Source organism: Amycolatopsis sp. NPDC006131 (genome assembly GCF_040614175.1).
In the GTDB taxonomy this organism is placed as follows: domain Bacteria; phylum Actinomycetota; class Actinomycetes; order Mycobacteriales; family Pseudonocardiaceae; genus Amycolatopsis_E; species Amycolatopsis_E tucumanensis.
Window position 1 is genome coordinate 19,167 of the sequence record NZ_JBEXTX010000021.1, and the last position, 16,338, is coordinate 35,504.

The following is a 16,338-nucleotide window of genomic DNA, read 5'->3' on the forward strand; positions in this document are numbered from 1 at the left end:
GTCTCCGGCCGGTGGGCCGGGTGTCATCCTGGAGTCGTGAGTGAAGAGCCCGCGCCCGCCGCGCAACGGCGGCGCCTGTTGTGGGGGTCGGTGCTGGCCACCGTGGTGGCACTGGCGATCCTCGTGCCCGGACTGGCCGGGGCGCTGGGCGCCCGGTCGAACTGGCTGCCCTACGGGATCGCCCTCGCCGTGCTCGCCGCGCTCGGCTGGTACCAGTGGGTCAGCGCCGGTAGACCGCGTCGTCGGTGATGTCGGCTCGCGAGCGGTCCTTCAGCAGCGCCACGCAGACGATCGTGACCACCGCCGAGAGCACCACGTAGGCCGAGATCGAGTACGGCGTCCCGGTGGTGTGCAGCAGCCAGGTCGCCAGCAGCGGCGCCGGGCCGCCCGCGAACACCGACGCCAGCTGGTAGCCGAGCCCGGCGCCGCCGTAGCGCAGGTGCGTCGGGAAGCTCTCGCCGATCAACGCGGCCTGCGGCCCGTACTGCATGGCGTGTGGGATCATCGACACCACGACCGCGACGAAGATCAGCACCTCGCCGCCGTTCTTCAGCACCGCGAAGTACGGGAACGCCAGCAGCCCGGTCAGCACCGCCCCGGTCAGGTACACCCGTTTGCGGCCGATCCGGTCGGACAGCTGCGAGAACCACAGGATCAGCGCCAGCTCCACCGCCGCGCCGAGCAGGACGGCGTTGAGCACGAACGTCTTCGAGTAACCGTGCTCGGCGACCACGTACACCAGCACGTAGCTGGTGTAGAGGTAGAACGGCATCTGCTCGCTGAACCGCAACCCGGCCGAGAGCAGGATCTCCCGCCAGTGGTGCTTCACCGCGTCGGCCACCGGGCTGCGCGAAGTCCGCTTCTGCGCCACGACCTTGGCGAACATCGGGGTCTCCAGGATGCGTAGCCGGATCACCAGTCCGACGGCGACGAGCAGCAGGCTGGCCAGGAACGGCAGCCGCCAGCCCCACGAGTCGAACGCCTCCTCCGGCAGCACCGCGGACAGCAGGGTCATGCCGCCGGTGCCGAGCACGAGCCCGACCGGCACACCGACCTGCGCGAAGCTGCCGAGCAGCCCGCGCTTGCGCTGATCGCCCCACTCCATGGCGAGCAGCACCGAGCCGCTCCACTCGCCGCCGATCGCGATGCCCTGGATCAGCCGCAGCGTCACCAGGATCAGCGGCGCGGCGATCCCGATGGTGGCCGCGCCGGGCAGCACCCCGACCACGCCCGAGGCGATGCCCATCATCAGCAGCGTGACCACGAGCGTGGTCTTGCGGCCGATCCGGTCGCCCCAGTAGCCGAAGATCGCCGCGCCGATCGGCCGTGCGGCGAAGCCGACGGCGTAGGTGGCGAAGGACTGCATCGCCCCCGCGTAGCTGGAGGAGGCGGGGAAGAACAGCTGCGGGAAGATCAGCGCCGCGGCCGTGTTGTAGAGGAAGAAGTCGTACCACTCGATGGTCGTGCCGATGGCGCTGGCGAAGGCCGCGCGCCGCACCTGGGTGGTCTTCTGGCTGGTCTGTGCCTGGAGAACGGTGTCCGCTTCGTCGCGTCCGAGGACCATGTCGCCGAGCCTCCTGTGATCGGCTTCACTTCCCGAAGACGATCCCTCACCGGAGTGACGATGTCCAGAGGCAGACCGGGAATCACCACCGCTCGCCGCGTTCCGGCGGTACCTCACGAAGCTCTACGATGCGCCGCATGACGGAACCGAGGCCGCTGCGCGCCGACGCCCGCCGCAACCGGGCGCGCGTGCTGGCCGCCGCCGAGACGGTGTTCGCCGCGAGGGGCACCGGCGCGCCGACCGAGGAGGTCGCGCGGGAGGCGGGCGTGGGCATCGGGACCGTGTTCCGGCACTTCCCGACCAAGGAGGCGCTGCTGGAGGCGGTGCTGGCCGACCGGATGCGCCGGTTCGCGGAGGAGGCGCAGTCCTTCGCCGCCGCGGCCGATCCGGAGAGCGCTTTCTTCGGATTCCTCGCGCGCTGGGCGGAGGTGTCCGCGGCGAAGAACGCCTACGCCGACGCGCTGGCCGCGGCCGGGGCCGAGGTGCCCCGGCTCGCCGCGGAGGTCGGTGCGAAGGTGCGGGATGCGCTGGGCGCGTTGCTGTCGCGGGCGCAGCAGGCGGGCGCGGTGCGCGAGGACGTGGGGGTCGCCGAGCTGATCGCGTTGATGGTCGGCGCCTCCCGCGCGGCCGAGCACGTCGGCGACGACGCCGGGCTGCGCGCCCGCGCGCTGGGGATCGTCTTCGACGGGTTGCGTCCCCGCTGATCACTCGAGCGGCAGCAGCACCGGTCGTTTCGCGGACAGGGTGTCGCCGGAGGACTCGCCACGCAGGCGGCGGCCGATCCAGGGCAGCACGTGTTCCCGTCCCCACTGCAGGTTCTCCGCGCGCTGCCGCCGCCGGTCCACCAGCTCCCGCGGCCCGAGCGCGGCGGGGGGGAGGTCGTGCGGCCGGCCGAGCACGTCGAGCACGGCGATCGCGACCTCGGTGTGGCCCAGCGCGTTGAGGTGCAGCCGGTCGGCCGACCACAGGCGCCGGTCGCGCAGCTGCCGCATGCCCCACATGTCCACCACGTGCGCGCCGTGCCGGGCGGCGATCACGCGGGTGTGCTCGTTGTAGATCGCGGTGCGTCCGCGCAGCTTCCGGAACACCGGGTCCTCGGCGCCGTCCACCCCGATGAACAGCAGCACGGTGGCGCCGGTCTTGGCGAGCCGCTCGACGGCGTTCTCGAACCGCGCGGCGAGGGCGTCGATGTCGGCCTTGGGGCGCAGCAGGTCGTTGCCGCCCGCGTAGATGGACACCAGGTCGGGTTGCAGCGCCAGTGCCGGTTCGAGCTGCTCGGCGAGCACCTGGTCGAGCAGCCGTCCGCGGATCGCGAGGTTGGCGTAGCGGAACCCGGGGTCGGCGGCCGCCAGCTGCTCGGCCACCCGGTCGGCCCAGCCCCGCACGCCGTTCGGGCGCGCGGGGTCTTCGTCGCCGACGCCCTCGGTGAAGGAGTCGCCGAGGGCCACGAAACGCTTGTACATGCTCAGCACTTTAGGCGACCGTCCCGGACGGCCCGAGACCGTGCACCGTGCCGGCCGCGACCGCGCCGAGTTTGTCCGGGTTGGCCACGTTGTGCAGTGTGGTGATGCGGCCTTCGGCGTCGAAGTCGAAGGTGACCGTGGCCAGCACGCGGTCCGGGCCGTGGAAGACGAGCCCGGGGCCGCCGTTGATCTCGGTCAGTTCCGTGACCACGTCCGCGGGCGCGACACCCTGGTAGGTGACGGTGCCGATGGCGGCGAACCAGCCCGCCACCGTCTCCGCGCCGGTCACCGGGCGCAGGGCCTGGCGGACCTTGCCGCCGCCGTCGGTCCACAGCGTGACGTCCGGGGACAGCAGTTCCATCAGGGTGTTGACGTCACCGCCGGTCGCGGCGGCGAGGAACCGCTCGGTGACCGCGCGCTGCTTCGCGCGGTCGGCCGGGAACCGCGGGCGGCGGGCCCGCACGTGCTCGCGCGCCCGGTGCGCGGCCTGCCGCACCGCCGCTTCCGACCGGTTCACCGCCTCGCCGATCTCGGCGTGGCTGAACCCGAACACGTCCTTGAGGACGAAGACCGCGCGTTCCAGCGGGCTCAGCGTCTCCAGCACCACCAGCATCGCCGTGGACACCGAATCCGCGCCGGTGACCGCGTCCGCGCTGTCGGCGGTGGTGAGGATCGGCTCCGGCAGCCACGGCCCGACGTAGGTCTCCCGCTGGTGCCGGGCCGACCGCAGCCGTTCCAGCGCCAGGTTGGACACGATCCGCGCCAGGTAGGCCTTCGGGTCGGCGACCTGGGAGCGGTCCGCGGCGGACCACTTGATCCACGCGTCCTGCACGACGTCCTCGGCGTCGGCGGCGCTGCCGAGGACCCGGTAGGCCACCGCGAACAGCAGGTTGCGGTGCTGGTGGAACGCCTCGGTCACCGGGCGCCCCGGGTGAAGCGGCCGCCGCGGGGCCAGAACGCGCCCGAAGCGGGCATCTTCTTCATGCGCAGGTACGTCGGCCAGGGCGAGGCGGTCACGGCTTCTTTGTACCGGGCGGCGAGCCTGCCGGTGAGGCAGATCCGCCGCGGGCTGTCGTCGGGGTGGGTGAACTGCACGACGGCGTCGTGGCGGCCGAGGCTGACCGGGGTGTGGTAGTAGCCGAAGCGGAACGGTTTCGGTTCCTTGCCAGCCAGGGCGCGCAGGATCGACACCGCGGCGTGCACGCCGGTCGGCATCCCGCTCTGGCAGGTGCCGTGCAGGACGCCGTAGCCCTGGCTGATCGCGGCCGCGTCGCCGACCGCGTGCACGTCCGGGTGCGAAACCGACCGCAGCGTCGCGTCGGTGATCACACGGCCGCGGTCGTCGACGGCCAGCCCGGCGGCGGCCGCGAGGGGCGCGACGCGGGTGCCGCTGGTCCACAGGACGGCGTCGGCGGGAATCGTTTCGCCGCCGGCCAGTTCGACGGCGTCCGGGAGCACCTTGGTCACCTCCACGCCGGTGCGCACCTCGACGCCCAGCCGCTCGAGCGCGGCGTGGAGGTGGGCCCGGGCCTTGTGGTTCATCGTCGCGCCCGGCTCGCCCCGTCCCAGCAGGACGACCCGCAGCCGCGGGTGCTGCTCGGCGATCTCGGCGGCCGATTCGACGCCGGTGAGCCCGTTGCCTGCGACCACGACCGTGCCCTGCTCGAGGCGCGCCAGCAGGCCGGCCAGCACTTCGGCGTCCTCCGGCCTGTTCAGGGTGTGCGCGTGCTCCTCGACGCCCGGCACGGTGACGCTGTCGGCCACGCCGCCGAGGGCGTACACCAGCGTGTCGTAGCGCAGCACCCGGTCGTCGTCTACGCGCACGGTCCTGGTGTCCGGGTCGAGCGCGGTGACCCAGCCGCGCACGAACCGCGCGCCCGTGCCGTCCAGCAGTTCCGGGATGCTCAGCTCCGCGACCTGTTGCCCGGTGGCGGTCAGGTGCAGTCGCAGCCGCTCGGTGAACATCTCGTGCGCGTTCACCAGGGTCACTTCGACGTCGTCGCGGCCCTTCGTGCGTGCCGCGAGCTGGATCGCCGCGGCCGTGCCCGCGTACCCCGCGCCCAGCACCAGAACCTTGTGGGTGGTCATCGTTGTCGCCTCCTCGTCGGCTGTTGACGACCACGAGATGGGAGGTGCCGGCCCGTTCGTGACATGGCGCGGTGTGACGCGCGGCACCTAGGTGGCGCGGGCGCGGTGTTCGGCGACGTGGACGCGGGTCGCGCAGCGGGTGGAGCAGAACCGGCGGCGGCCGTTGCGGGAGGTGTCGACGAAGACGAAGTCGCAGCCCTCGCGGGCGCAGGCGCCGATCCGCCCGGCGTCTTCGCACAGCAGGTGGGCCAGCCCGCCCGCGGTGAAGGCCCGGATCCGGCGGGTCAGGGTGTCGTCCTCGCCGGCGTAGTGCAGGTGCGCGGGCAAGCCGTCGTGGCAGGAGATGAACGGACGGCACGCGGTTTCCGCCAGCAGCTCGTTGACCAGGTCGATCCGCCGGTCGGCATCGGGTTCGGCGAACACCGCGCGGATCCGGCGGCCCCACGCCCGCGCCTGGGCCGCGTCGGCTTCGGTGAGCCGGGTCAGCGACATGCCCGCCTCGCGCATCATCCGCAGCAGCTCGGGCGCGGCGGCGTCCGGCATGTTGACCAGGCCGGCCGCGACCTGCGCGGCCGGTCCGCCGTAAGGGTTGAAGTGCACTGACCCATTACAGCACGCTGGGGTCATGACCGACGAACGTTGCCCCCGCTGCCAGTGGCCGCTGTCCGAACTGCTCCGCGCCGGGTCGAGCCACCCGGTGTCGGCAGGGCGCGTCGACTACCGCCGCTGCGTGTGCGGGACCTGGCTGCTCCTCGTCAACGGCGCTCTCGCCGGAGCCACGCGGGGGCCTAGGATCGGCGCATGACGCGTGCGCTCGTGCTCGGTGGTGGCGGTGTGGCCGGAATCGCGTGGCAAACCGGCCTGTTGCACGGTTTGTCGGAGTCCGGAGTGGACGTTCTCGGCGCGGACCGGTTCGTCGGCACCTCCGCCGGATCGACGGTGGCGGCGCAGATCACCAGCGGCACCGCGCTGGCCGAGCTGTTCCGGCGGCAGGTGGATCCGGCGCTGCAGTCGCCGGAGATCCCGGCCGACGTCGACGCCGAGACGATCGCGGAGATGTTCGGCGCGGCGGTGAGCGGCGCGACCGACGCGAAGGACGCGCGGCGGCGGATCGGTGACCTGGCCCTGGCGGCGCGGACCGTGCCGGAGGCCGACCGGCTGAAGGTGATCGAGGCGCGGCTGCCGGTCCACGACTGGCCCGCGGCGGCCCTGCACATCGTGGCGGTGGACGCGGCGACCGGCGACGACCGGGTGTTCACCGCGGAGTCCGGGGTGTCGCTGGTGGACGCGGTCGCGGCCAGTTGCGCGGTGCCGGGCACCTGGCCGCCGGTCACGATCGGCGGCCGCCGCTACATCGACGGCGGGGTGCGGTCGATGGAGAACGCCGACCTCGCCGCCGGCTGCGACCGGGTGCTGGTGCTGCGGGTGACCGAGGTGCCCGGCAACACCGACCTGGACGAGCAGGTGGCGGCGCTGCGGCGGGACGGCGCGGCGGTGCTGGTGCTCGCCCCGGACGCGCCGGCGGCCGAGGCGATCGGGCCGAACCTGCTGGACCCGTCGGTCCGCGACGCGGCCGCGCGCGCCGGGTACGACCAGGCCGTGCGGGTGGCCGCGGAGGTCACGGCCGTCTGGGGTTAGGCGCTGTTTTCCCAGCGGCGGAGCCGCTTACAGTGGGCCTCCGCCGCGGGTTTGAACGGGCAGAGCCGCGCGGAGCGCGTCCGTCGAGGTTGGCGGTGGATGCCCGGTGGGAGTTTCTGGCGCGGTAGCGCCGACCTGGTGGTCGGGCCGGCGGGCGGGGCCGCTACCCGCACCGCCGCGCAGGCCACTTCCGAAACACGCCCCAGTCCCCGGCGGGGGCCGACGGCGGCCACGGAGGATCGGTCCGGCGCCCGCGATCCCCGTGCGGACGCCGGACCACGACGCCCTCAGGGGCGCCCGGCGTGCGGGACCTCGACGCGGAAGGCGAGCAGGCTCGCTTCCCGGGCGTCCTTGCGGGCGTGCTCGTTGAAGTCCGGTGCCGCGCACGCGAACAGCGTGCGGCCGTCGGCGCCGCCCAGCATGCAGGCGAACACCCCGGTGCCCGGCCGGATCTCGTCGGCGATCTCGCCGCCCTCGCGGACGCGCAGCAGCCTGCCGCCGATGCCGTCGGCCACCCACAGGGCGCCTTCGGCGTCGAGGCAGCAGCCGTCCGGCGCGACGGCGAGCTGGGGAAGCGCTTTCTCGAACTCGCGCTCGGTGAGCGGCTCGCCGAACTCGGCCCACACGCGGCGGTTGGTCAGCGACCCGTCGGCGGCGATGTCGAAGGCGGTCACCCGGTTGCCGAAGGTCTCGTCGACCAGCAGCACGCCGTCGTCGGTGATGACGCTGCCGTTGGGGAACCACAGGTCCTCGGCGACGACGGTGACGCTGCCGTCCGGGTCGACACGCAGCAGGTTCGCCGGCGCCACCGGGGCGCCGTTCATCAGGTCGAACCCGAAGTTGCCGACGTAGGCGCGCCCCTGGGCGTCGACGACCATGTCGTTGGGGTGCCCGGTCACGTGGGCCGACAGGTCGGCGTGGGTGACCAGGGTGCCGTCGGGCTCGCGGCGCAGCAGGCGGGCGTCGCGCATCGAGACGACCAGCAGCCGGCCGTCGGGCAGCCAGCCGAGCCCGGAGGGCTGACCGGGCACCTCGGCCTCCACCCGCAGATCGCTGCCGTCCTCGAGGCTGGACTGCACGAGGTGGGTGTAGAAGTCGGCGAACCAGATGCGGTCCTCGTGCCAGCGCGGACATTCGAGGTAGGAGAACCCGCTCAGAACTGAGTTGTGCACGGGGGGTAGTCAGTCACGCCACGGGCACGGTGTCAAGTCACGCGTCGCGCACCAGCCGGAGGTGGCGCTGTTCGGCGGGTTCCGATGTCTCAGTCGTGGTTCCGCCGGTGAGGTCGGCGAGCATCTGCGTGGTCTGGCGGCGTCGGCTGCGGCGCACGTAGATCAGTGTGGTGGCAACGCTTTCGTGGCCGGCGAGGTCGGCCAGGTCCTCGACCGAGACGCCCTTCTCGTAGCCGAGGGTCAGGACGGTGTGCCGCAGCGAGTGCGGGACGACGTCGTCAGGTTGGTCCAGACCGGCGCCGCGCGCGGTCTCCCGCAGGAGGTTGCCGAGGTCGCGGGAGGTCAGGGGTGTGCCGGTGCGGGTGGCGAACAGCCAGCCGGACAGCTCGGCGACCGGCTTGCCTTCGCGCGCGGCGCGGGCGGCCAGGTAGTCGCCGAGGGCGGTGTCGGCGCGGCCGAGGATGTCGGCGGTCTTGCGGTGCCCGCCCTTGTTGACGTAGCGCAGGATCCGGTGGCCGTGGTCGACACCCAGGTCGCCGTCCGGGCCGCAGCGGGCGTGCAGGATCGCGCCGGACCGCACCGCGGTGGTGGCCATGATCTCCAGGATGGCGAGGTTGCGCAGCGCGGCTTCGGTGCCGAGCTGCGCGGCGCGGTCCCGGGCGTGACCGAGGAGGGCGAGGAGTTCCTCGTAGGTGAGGGCTCGGGTCTGGGACTCCTGGTCGCGCTTGTGGCGGGGGACCAGCCGCGCCGGGTTGTCGTCGTGGACGCGGTTGTCGATCAGCTCGGTGTACCACGAGCTGACGGCGGCCAGTCGGGCGTTGTGGGTGACCGGGCTGCCGGGGTCGAGCAGGGCGATCCAGTCCCGCACGTCGGCGAGGCGGGCGGCCAGCGGGTCGACGCGGTGCCAGTCGCAGTAGGAGAGCCACAACCCGAGACCGCGCCAGTAGGAACGGCGGGTCTGGTGGCTCTTCATCGCCAGCAGCCACGCGTGGGTGATCGCCCGCGGCCCGTGCCGGTCCGTCAGCTTCCCGGGCAGCGCGGGCAGTTCGGCGACCGCCTCGTCGAGCCAGGCCCGCAGCACGTCGGGAGCCGGCGCGCGGGCGGGCAGCGGCCGCGGCGCGAACGGCGCCAGTTCGATGGTGTCGTCGCCGGTCACGTCCTGGATTCTGCCTCAAGGTTCTCCTGATGCTCGCGAGGTATCGGACCACCGGTCGGAGGGTTCGGAGCCCGCGGTCTGCGGCCTACTCCTGAGCCCGGGTCGTTTCGTCACAGTGACGATCGCGGCTTTTCACGCCCCTTCCCCTGTCTGTCTTGCCTCCGCGATAACCGTGATTATCGCGGTTCTGCTTTGCTTGTGGTTTAGTTACCCAAACCCCAAGTTAGCGTTATCCTAACTTAAACTGATAACCTGCGGTTATGCAGGAAACACCCCCACCACCGCCTCGCAGGGACGCCACGGGAAGCCGGGAGACCGTGTCCGATCCGGCGCTGTGCCGGTACTGCCGCCGGCACCCGCGGAAGCAGCCGGGGCCGCGCGGTGGGCGGCCGGGGGAGTACTGCACGACGTTGTGGGCGGTCGACGAGCGCGGCCGGGAGGTGACGTGCGCGCGTTTGGACGAGGCCGACCAGATCGCGTACGCCGCCTACGGGCCGGCGATGCCGGGGCTGGACGTGGCCGCCGTCGGCCGGGACGTGAGTCGGGCGCTGGCGGAGATCGCGCCGTTGCAGCAGACCCTCGCCGCGCTGGACGGGCGGCTCGACGCCGAGATCGCCGAGGCGCGGGAGCGGGTCACGGAAGCCGAAGCCGCGCGCGCCGACGCCGAGGCCAGGGCGGACGCCGCCGAGCAGCGCGCCGTCGAGGCGGAGGCGGCGGCCGCGGAAGCAGCCGACCGGGCGGAGGCCGCCGGCAAGCGCGCGGCGGAAGCCGAGGAGCGCGCCGCGGCCGACCGGGGTCAGGCCCAGCGCGCGATCGCTGACCGGCTCACCGCCGAGGGCGAGATCCGCCAGCTGCGGGAGCGGCTGGACCAGCTCGAAACCGAGCACCGCCAGGCGGCCGAGACCGCGGCGGCGCGCATCGAGGAACTCACCGCCGCGGCGGCCGCCCGGGCCAGCGAAGCCGAAGCGGCCCACGTCCGGGCACGGCAACTCGAAACTGATCTGCGCGACCTGGCGACGCAGCACCACGAGGACCTCGAACAGCTGCGCGCCCGCCACGACCGGACGCTGTCCGAGGAGCGCGCGAAGCACCGCGAGGACCGCGAGCGCTGGCAGGCCGAGCACGACGAGCGGATTGCCGCGCTGCGCGAACAGCACGAGGAAGCGCTGAGGGCTGCCCGCGAACGCGCCGCCGAGCTGGCCACGGCGGCCGCCCGAGCCGAAACAGCAGCCACCGAAGCCCGCACCACCGCCACGACGGCGACCCGCACGGCCGATGCCACCGCGGCGCGGCTGTCCACCCTGCGGGAGGGCGTGCTGACCGCACTGGCCGACTCCGGGGCGGACCTACCTGCGCGGTTACGCACCCTGCTCGCCGACACCGCGCCGACTGCCTCCAGTTAGCGGCGCCGGGCACCGCTCCCCACCAGTCCCGACACCGCTCGGCAGGAGCCGCCGACAGCGACACCGCCCCGTGACCTGACCGTGGCGGCCGGCGCACTGGTCCACCCCGGGGGGATTTACCTGTCCGGTTGCGCACCCTGCTGGCCGACACCGCGCCGGCTGCTTCCGGCTAGCGGCGCCGCGCCGCGCGCCGTACCTGTCCCGACGCTGGTCTGCAGGAGCCGCCGACGGCTCCGGCACATGTCCTGCTCGTCCGGCCGGCGCACTGGCCGACCCCGGGGTGAACCTGCCTGCCCGGTTGCGCACCCTGCTCGCCGACACCACCCCGGCCGCCTCCAGTGCCACGCCCCGCGCCGTACCAGTCCCGACACCGCTCCGCGGGAGCCGTCGGCAGCGGCACCGCCCATGATCTGACCGTGGCGGCCCACACTGGCCGAAACGGCGGGCCAGGCTGCCCACGTCGCTACCGGCACCGCCAGCCGGCGGTCTCAACCGGGCAGCGTGGTTGATCAGCTGTCCGAGCGCGGCCGGCGCCACGCCGGGTTGAGGCGGACCCCCAGTTCCTCCAGTTCGACCGGCTGCCCGTCGTCGGTGTGGAGGCCGGCCTTCACCGGGGCTCCGGTTTCGTGCTCGACGTACAGCAGCGGCGGCCCGCCGTCCTGCAGGTGCTTGTCCGCCCACTGCATCAGGCCGATCACCACCGGCAGCAGGTCGCGGCCCATTTCGGTGAGCACGTACTCGTCGCGGGTGCGGCCGCCCGCGTCGCGGTAGGGCTGCTTGTCGAGCAGTCCGGCTTCGGTGAGGTTCCGCAGCTGCCGGGCCGCGGCCGTCTCGGTGATGCCGATCCGCTCGGCGAAGGCGGTGAACCGCGTGGTGCCGTAGAAGGCCTCCCGCAGGATGAGCAGCGCCGACTTCGTGCCGACGATCTCCAGGGCCTTGACCAGCGAGCAGTGGTCGGTCTTCCACGAGCTGAGATCCGCGAGCGGACCTTCCATCACGGCGGGCATGGCACCGATGCTACCCCTCGCTGACTACACCCATGTATAGTCAGCCGCTGGCTACACAAAGGTGTAGTCAGCCTGGGGAAGCGGAGATCTTCATGTCAGAAGCAACACTGGTGACCGGGACACGGCAGCGGGACACCGCGATCGTGGTCGTGCTGTGCCTGGCGGCGTTCATGGCGATGCTGGACGTCTTCGTGGTCAACGTCGCGTTCACCGACATCGGCGCGAGCTTCGCCGGCTCCTCGCTGGCGGACCTGAGCTGGGTGCTCAACGCCTACACGATCGTCTACGCGGCGCTGCTGATCCCGGCCGGGCGGCTGGCGGACCGGCACGGCCGCAAGGCGGGCTTCCTCGTCGGGCTGACCGTGTTCACCCTCGCCAGCGTGGGCTGCGCGATGGCGCCCGGGCTGTGGTGGCTGGTCGCGTTCCGGGTGCTGCAGGCCGCCGGCGCCGCCGCGCTGACCCCGGCCAGTCTGGGCCTGCTGCTGACCGCCCTGCCGCCCGAGCGGCGCGCGGGTGCGGTGAAGGTGTGGGCCACCACCAGCTCGTTCGCCGCCGCGCTCGGCCCGGTCGTCGGCGGGGCGCTGGTCGAGCTGTCGTGGAACTGGGTGTTCCTGATCAACGTGCCGGTCGGTGTGGTGGCGTTCGTCGCGGCGGTGCGCCTGGTGCCGGAGTCCCGGGACGAGTCGGTCACCCGGCTGCCCGACGTGCTCGGCGCCGTGGTGCTCGCGGTCGCGATCGGGGCGCTCGCGCTCGGGCTGGTGAAGGGCGGCGAGTGGGGCTGGGTCAGCGTGGCGGCGCTGGTTGCGTTCGGCGTCGCGGTGGCCGGTATCGCACTGCTGGTGGTGCGGGTGCTGCGGCACCCGGCGCCGGTCGTGGAGCCGGGCCTGTTCCGGGTGTCGGCCTTCGTGTGGGCGAACGTCACGGCCGTGGTGTTCTGCACGGCGTTCGGGGCGTTGTTCCCCAGTGTCGTGCTGTGGTTGGAGAACGTCGCCGGCTACAGCGCGATCGCTACCGGTGTCGCGATCCTGCCGGGGCCGCTGATGGTCCCGATCTTCGCGATGGTCGGCCAGCGGCTGGTGCACCGGATGCCGGTCGGTGTGCTGGTGGCGGTGGGCAACCTGGTGTTCTGCCTGGGTGCGGTGATGCTGGCCTGGAACGCTTCGGCGCAGGCGCGGTTCGCCACGGACGTCCTGCCGGGATGGATCGTGACCGGCGTCGGCATCGGGCTGGCACTGCCGAGCCTGATGGCCGCCGCGACGGCGAGCCTGCCGCCCGCGCAGGCCGCGACCGGCAGCGCGGTGGTCAACACGGGCCGCCAGCTGGGGTACGTCCTGGGCGTGGCGGTCCTGGTCGCGGTGCTCGGCACACTCGACACCCCGGACCCCGGAACGACGACGGGCTTCGCGGGCGCCTGGTGGTTCATCGCCGCTGCCGCCGGCCTCGGTGCCCTCACCGCGCTCGGCCTCACACCCCGGCGCCCGGATGGTTTATAGTCACTTAGACCAATAAGGGGGGTGGATGTACGACAAGCACGCGTACGAGCCCTTCGCGGTGACGGTCGACCTCGCGGTGTTCACCGTGCGCGCGGGGCGGCTCTGGATCCTGCTCGTGGAGCGGGGTGCGGAGCCGTTCGCGGGATGGTGGGCGCTGCCGGGCGGGTTCCTGATGCCGGACGAGTCCGCGGAGGCCGCGGCCCGGCGGGAGCTGGCCGAGGAGACCGGGTTCGCCGAGGTCGCGGGGCTGCACCTGGAACAGTTGCGCACCTACAGCGAGCCGGACCGGGATCCGCGGATGCGGGTCGTCTCGGTGGCCTTCGCCGCGCTCGTGCCGGGCGCGCCGGAGCCGGCCGGCGGCGGTGACGCGGCACGGGCCGCCTGGGTGCCGTTCGGTGAGCAGGGGCCGCTCGCCTTCGACCACGACCGCATCCTGGCCGACGCCCACGACCGGATCGGCGGGGACCTCGAACGGACGGGCCTGGCGACGGAGTTCTGCGAGCCCGAGTTCACCCTCGGCGAGCTTCGCCGGGTCTACGAGGCCGTGTGGGGGACCGGCCTCGACCCGGCGAACTTCCGGCGCAAGGTGCTCGCCACCCCGGGGTTCGTCACGCCCGTGGCAGGCGCGTCCCGGCTGACCGGCGGGCGCGGCAAGCCCGCCGCGCTCTACCGGGCGGGTGGCGCCGCCACGCTGCACCCGCCGCTGCTCCGACCGACGGAAGGACGACGTTCATGACCAGGCAACCGGCCACCGGCTCGCTGCTGGGCCTCGCTCTGGGCGACGCGCTCGGCGCGCCGACCGAGTTCCAGGGCGTGCCGGCGATCCTCGCCGCACACGGGCCGTGGCGGGAGATGGACCTGCCCGGCCCCGTCGCGCTGATCACCGACGACACCCAGATGGCGCTGGCCGTCGCCCGCGCGGCCATCCAGGGCGAACTGGAGCCGGAGCGGTTCGAGCCGCCGTTGCGGGCGGAGTTCGTCACCTGGCTGCGCTCGCCCGACAACAACCGCGCCCCCGGCGCCACCTGCCTGCGGGCCTGCCGCCTGCTGGAGGCCGGTCACCCGTGGCCGGAAGCCAGTCAGATCACCTCGAAGGGCTGCGGGGCGAACATGCGGGTCACGCCACTGGGTTTGCTGCCCGGGATCGACAGCAAGCAGCGCGCGGGCGCCGCCCAGTTGCAGGCGGGCCTCACCCACGGCCACCCCACCGGGCTCGCCGCCGCCGATCTCACCGCACACGCTGTGCACCTGCTGGCCGAGGGCGCCGAACCGGCCGGCCTGCCCGGGGAGTTGCGCGACTACGCCGTCCAGCACCGCGAGACCTACCACGAGCGGTGGCTGGGCGACCTGTGGACGCGCGCCGGGGACTCCTCGCCGGAGCAGTTCATCGCCCGCGGCTGGGACGAGTGCCTGGCCGCCCTGGATCGCCTGGACGCGGCGGTGCGCGACGGCGACCGGGACACCGACCCGTGCCTGGCCACCGGCGAGGGCTGGGTCGCCGAGGAGGCCCTGGCTACCGGGCTGTTGTGCTTCCTGCTGTTCCCCGGCGACCCGGTGCTCGCGCTGCGGCGCGCCGCCTGCACCTCCGGCGACTCGGACTCGATCGCCGCGCTGGCCGGCGCGTTCGCGGGCGCCTGCCACGGCGCCGCAGCCTGGCCGCCGGAGTGGGTCGCGCGGCTGGAGCACCGCGACGAGCTGCTGGCGTTCGGCGCGAAGTGGGACTGGGCCTGACCCGTCACGGCACGAGCAGCCATCGGCCGCGCTGGCCGCCGCCGGCCACCTTGTCATAGGCGACGGCGGCGTCGGTCAGCGGCACGCGGCCGGCGACCCGCAACTCCAGCACCCCGGACGCGGCCAGGCCGAGCAGACGAGCGAGCCGGGCGCCGTCGGGCTGGACGCTCGAGATCGATATCGAGATGTCCCGTTCGGGACTAGCCGGAGACGCCGAGGGCACGCCGGCGAACGCCCCGCCATCGCGCAAGGCGGGCAACGCCGCCCGGTGCAGCACGGCGGCGTCGACCACGGCGTCGAACGACGGGCCCGGCACCTGCGTGACCAGCTCGCGCGCCCCGGCCCGCAGCACGAAGGCCCGGTCGGATTCGCGGGCGAGGCCGGTCACGGTCCAGCCGGCGTGGGCGGCCAGCGCGACGGCGTACCCGCCGACACCCCCGGCGGCGCCGGTCACCAGCAGGCTCCGCCCGCCGGCGGGCCCCAGGCTGTCCACCAGTTCCGCGGCCGTCAGGGCGTTGACCGGCAGGGAGGCGGCGGCGACCGGATCGAGGCCGTCAGGCAGCTGAGCGGCGGCGGACGCGGGCAGGACGGTCTCCGCGGCGTGCGCGCGGACCGGCGCGGTGAAGTCGGGATGCAGCGCGGCGATCGGGTCTCCGGGCGCGAAGGCGGTGTCAGCGGTCTCGGTGACCACGCCGGTCAGCGACATGCCGAGCCCGACCGTGCCGGTCAACCCGAAGATCGCGCGGGCAGGCCCGGCGGCGAGGAGGACGTCGACGGGGTCGACCGAGGCGGCGGTGACCCGGACCCGCAGCCCGCCGGGCGCGAGCGCGGGCAGCGTGACCACTTCGGCGACCGGCGAGGTGGCGCCGGGCCGGGACACGAGTGCGAGAGTCATGGTGTTCCTTCCCTGGTGTGGACAGCACCACCATCGGGGACCTACTCTCCGTTGGGAAGTAGGCACTTCGAAGTCGGGTAGGCACCCGGAGGTGCGCCATGGAGGTCACCGAGCGGCCCGCGCGGTTCGACGCGTTCGCCGCGGACTGCCCCAGCCGGCGGCTGCTGGACACGATCGGCGACAAGTGGGCGAGCCTGGTGATCGTCGCGCTCGGGCTGACCGGCCGGATGCGGTACTCCGAGCTGTCCGCGCGGATCGCCGGGGTGAGCCAGAAGATGCTGACCCAGACGCTGCGCCACCTCGAGCGGGACGGGCTGGTGAGCCGCACGGTGACCCCGTCGGTCCCGGTGCGGGTCGACTACGAGCTCACACCGCTGGGCCGGTCGCTGCTCGGCATCATGCGCCACCTCAAGGAGTGGGCCGAGGAGCACATGCCCGAGGTGGACCGGGCGCGCGCGGAGTACGACCGGCGGTGAAGGCGAAGGACCAGCTCAGCCTGTTCGAGGCGCTGCCGTGGTTCGTGCCGGACGTGCCGGCTCCGTTCGCCGACGAGCGGCGGGCGCACCTGTTCGCCGACGAGCAGCCCTACCTGGGGTACCGGATCGCGCGGTGCGGTGAGCGGCGCCGCATCTGGACGGCGATCGAGCACGTGCCCGGCGGTGAGCAGGTGCCGCGCTGTGCGGAGTGCCTCGCCGTGTCCTGATCGTCCGTCCACTGCGGACTAGGGT

19 protein-coding genes are annotated in these 16,338 nt (G+C 73.4%); 10 read left to right on the plus strand and 9 right to left on the minus strand.

Features of this window, described 5'->3' with window-relative positions; all coding sequences use genetic code 11:
- The first annotated feature begins 36 nt into the window (after positions 1-36).
- Positions 37-249 (plus strand): hypothetical protein, encoded by a 213-nt coding sequence (locus tag ABZ215_RS14045; protein WP_020417920.1) that lies wholly within the window; start codon positions 37-39, stop codon positions 247-249.
- Here ABZ215_RS14045 and ABZ215_RS14050 read toward each other — a convergent pair.
- On the minus strand, positions 221-1,564 hold the full coding sequence (locus tag ABZ215_RS14050) for an MFS transporter (protein ID WP_020417919.1): 1,344 nt from the start codon (positions 1,562-1,564) through the stop codon (positions 221-223). The two genes, ABZ215_RS14045 and ABZ215_RS14050, sit on opposite strands and share 29 nt — an antisense overlap.
- Positions 1,565-1,701: 137 nt before the next feature.
- On the opposite strand from ABZ215_RS14050, the gene ABZ215_RS14055 reads away from it, so the two are divergent.
- The gene (locus tag ABZ215_RS14055; RefSeq protein WP_354949782.1) at positions 1,702-2,268 is read left to right on the plus strand and encodes a helix-turn-helix domain-containing protein; all 567 of its coding nucleotides are present in this window, start codon (positions 1,702-1,704) and stop codon (positions 2,266-2,268) included.
- Here ABZ215_RS14055 and ABZ215_RS14060 read toward each other — a convergent pair whose 3' ends face one another.
- From ABZ215_RS14060 to ABZ215_RS14075, 4 genes are all read right to left on the minus strand, one after another.
- A complete protein-coding gene (locus ABZ215_RS14060; protein WP_354949783.1) occupies positions 2,269-3,027 on the minus strand; it encodes an SGNH/GDSL hydrolase family protein in 759 nt (252 codons plus the stop codon).
- 10 nt (positions 3,028-3,037) lie between these two features.
- Complete coding sequence (locus ABZ215_RS14065; RefSeq protein WP_354949784.1) at positions 3,038-3,946, minus strand: RNA polymerase sigma-70 factor; 909 nt, start codon at positions 3,944-3,946, stop codon at positions 3,038-3,040.
- On the minus strand, positions 3,943-5,115 hold the full coding sequence (locus ABZ215_RS14070; RefSeq protein ID WP_354949785.1) for an FAD-dependent oxidoreductase: 1,173 nt from the start codon (positions 5,113-5,115) through the stop codon (positions 3,943-3,945). Before ABZ215_RS14070 ends, ABZ215_RS14065 begins: the two co-directional genes overlap by 4 nt.
- A gap of 87 nt (positions 5,116-5,202) precedes the next feature.
- Complete coding sequence (locus ABZ215_RS14075) at positions 5,203-5,715, minus strand: CGNR zinc finger domain-containing protein (RefSeq protein ID WP_354949786.1); 513 nt, start codon at positions 5,713-5,715, stop codon at positions 5,203-5,205.
- Between the two features lie 25 nt (positions 5,716-5,740).
- Between ABZ215_RS14075 and ABZ215_RS14080 the strand changes: the two genes are divergently transcribed.
- Together ABZ215_RS14080 and ABZ215_RS14085 are read left to right on the plus strand one after the other, a co-directional pair.
- A complete protein-coding gene (locus tag ABZ215_RS14080) occupies positions 5,741-5,920 on the plus strand; it encodes a hypothetical protein (RefSeq protein WP_084506088.1) in 180 nt (59 codons plus the stop codon).
- Positions 5,917-6,753 (plus strand): patatin-like phospholipase family protein, encoded by an 837-nt coding sequence (locus ABZ215_RS14085; protein WP_237334872.1) that lies wholly within the window; start codon positions 5,917-5,919, stop codon positions 6,751-6,753. The genes ABZ215_RS14080 and ABZ215_RS14085 overlap by 4 nt, the downstream gene beginning before the upstream one ends.
- A gap of 287 nt (positions 6,754-7,040) precedes the next feature.
- On the opposite strand, the gene ABZ215_RS14090 is transcribed toward ABZ215_RS14085, so the two are convergent.
- Together ABZ215_RS14090 and ABZ215_RS14095 are read right to left on the minus strand one after the other, a co-directional pair.
- The gene (locus ABZ215_RS14090; protein WP_237334873.1) at positions 7,041-7,925 is read right to left on the minus strand and encodes an SMP-30/gluconolactonase/LRE family protein; all 885 of its coding nucleotides are present in this window, start codon (positions 7,923-7,925) and stop codon (positions 7,041-7,043) included.
- Positions 7,926-7,962: 37 nt separating this feature from the next.
- On the minus strand, positions 7,963-9,081 hold the full coding sequence (locus ABZ215_RS14095) for a tyrosine-type recombinase/integrase (protein ID WP_020417911.1): 1,119 nt from the start codon (positions 9,079-9,081) through the stop codon (positions 7,963-7,965).
- 260 nt (positions 9,082-9,341) lie between these two features.
- Between ABZ215_RS14095 and ABZ215_RS14100 the strand changes: the two genes are divergently transcribed.
- A complete protein-coding gene (locus tag ABZ215_RS14100; RefSeq protein WP_354949787.1) occupies positions 9,342-10,484 on the plus strand; it encodes a hypothetical protein in 1,143 nt (380 codons plus the stop codon).
- A 509-nt stretch (positions 10,485-10,993) separates the two neighbouring features.
- Here the strand turns inward: ABZ215_RS14100 and ABZ215_RS14105 are convergent.
- A complete protein-coding gene (locus ABZ215_RS14105; RefSeq protein WP_354949788.1) occupies positions 10,994-11,491 on the minus strand; it encodes a helix-turn-helix domain-containing protein in 498 nt (165 codons plus the stop codon).
- Between the two features lie 92 nt (positions 11,492-11,583).
- On the opposite strand from ABZ215_RS14105, the gene ABZ215_RS14110 reads away from it, so the two are divergent.
- From ABZ215_RS14110 to ABZ215_RS14120, 3 genes are read left to right on the plus strand one after another with little or no spacing between them, the layout of a single operon-like run.
- Positions 11,584-12,984, plus strand: a complete 1,401-nt coding sequence (locus ABZ215_RS14110) for a DHA2 family efflux MFS transporter permease subunit (protein WP_354949789.1) — start codon at positions 11,584-11,586, stop codon at positions 12,982-12,984.
- A gap of 25 nt (positions 12,985-13,009) precedes the next feature.
- A complete protein-coding gene (locus ABZ215_RS14115) occupies positions 13,010-13,720 on the plus strand; it encodes an NUDIX domain-containing protein (RefSeq protein WP_354949790.1) in 711 nt (236 codons plus the stop codon).
- On the plus strand, positions 13,717-14,715 hold the full coding sequence (locus ABZ215_RS14120) for an ADP-ribosylglycohydrolase family protein (RefSeq protein ID WP_354949791.1): 999 nt from the start codon (positions 13,717-13,719) through the stop codon (positions 14,713-14,715). The genes ABZ215_RS14115 and ABZ215_RS14120 overlap by 4 nt, the downstream gene beginning before the upstream one ends.
- Positions 14,716-14,719: 4 nt before the next feature.
- Here the strand turns inward: ABZ215_RS14120 and ABZ215_RS14125 are convergent, their stop codons facing one another.
- The gene (locus ABZ215_RS14125; protein ID WP_354949792.1) at positions 14,720-15,610 is read right to left on the minus strand and encodes a zinc-binding dehydrogenase; all 891 of its coding nucleotides are present in this window, start codon (positions 15,608-15,610) and stop codon (positions 14,720-14,722) included.
- Between the two features lie 98 nt (positions 15,611-15,708).
- On the opposite strand from ABZ215_RS14125, the gene ABZ215_RS14130 reads away from it, so the two are divergent.
- Both ABZ215_RS14130 and ABZ215_RS14135 read left to right on the plus strand, forming a co-directional pair.
- Complete coding sequence (locus ABZ215_RS14130) at positions 15,709-16,086, plus strand: helix-turn-helix domain-containing protein (RefSeq protein WP_237334881.1); 378 nt, start codon at positions 15,709-15,711, stop codon at positions 16,084-16,086.
- A complete protein-coding gene (locus ABZ215_RS14135) occupies positions 16,083-16,313 on the plus strand; it encodes a hypothetical protein (RefSeq protein ID WP_237334882.1) in 231 nt (76 codons plus the stop codon). The genes ABZ215_RS14130 and ABZ215_RS14135 overlap by 4 nt, the downstream gene beginning before the upstream one ends.
- The last annotated feature ends 25 nt before the right edge of the window (positions 16,314-16,338 follow it).

Coding starts and splice junctions, on each gene's coding strand:
- ABZ215_RS14050 (WP_020417919.1), bottom strand. CDS start 1,564: ATGGTCCTCGGACGCGACGAAGCGGACACCGTTCTCCAGGCACAGACC.
- ABZ215_RS14055 (WP_354949782.1), top strand. CDS start 1,702: ATGACGGAACCGAGGCCGCTGCGCGCCGACGCCCGCCGCAACCGGGCG.
- ABZ215_RS14060 (WP_354949783.1), bottom strand. CDS start 3,027: ATGTACAAGCGTTTCGTGGCCCTCGGCGACTCCTTCACCGAGGGCGTC.
- ABZ215_RS14070 (WP_354949785.1), bottom strand. CDS start 5,115: ATGACCACCCACAAGGTTCTGGTGCTGGGCGCGGGGTACGCGGGCACG.
- ABZ215_RS14080 (WP_084506088.1), top strand. CDS start 5,741: ATGACCGACGAACGTTGCCCCCGCTGCCAGTGGCCGCTGTCCGAACTG.
- ABZ215_RS14085 (WP_237334872.1), top strand. CDS start 5,917: ATGACGCGTGCGCTCGTGCTCGGTGGTGGCGGTGTGGCCGGAATCGCG.
- ABZ215_RS14100 (WP_354949787.1), top strand. CDS start 9,342: ATGCAGGAAACACCCCCACCACCGCCTCGCAGGGACGCCACGGGAAGC.
- ABZ215_RS14105 (WP_354949788.1), bottom strand. CDS start 11,491: ATGCCCGCCGTGATGGAAGGTCCGCTCGCGGATCTCAGCTCGTGGAAG.
- ABZ215_RS14110 (WP_354949789.1), top strand. CDS start 11,584: ATGTCAGAAGCAACACTGGTGACCGGGACACGGCAGCGGGACACCGCG.
- ABZ215_RS14115 (WP_354949790.1), top strand. CDS start 13,010: ATGTACGACAAGCACGCGTACGAGCCCTTCGCGGTGACGGTCGACCTC.
- ABZ215_RS14120 (WP_354949791.1), top strand. CDS start 13,717: ATGACCAGGCAACCGGCCACCGGCTCGCTGCTGGGCCTCGCTCTGGGC.
- ABZ215_RS14125 (WP_354949792.1), bottom strand. CDS start 15,610: ATGACTCTCGCACTCGTGTCCCGGCCCGGCGCCACCTCGCCGGTCGCC.
- ABZ215_RS14130 (WP_237334881.1), top strand. CDS start 15,709: ATGGAGGTCACCGAGCGGCCCGCGCGGTTCGACGCGTTCGCCGCGGAC.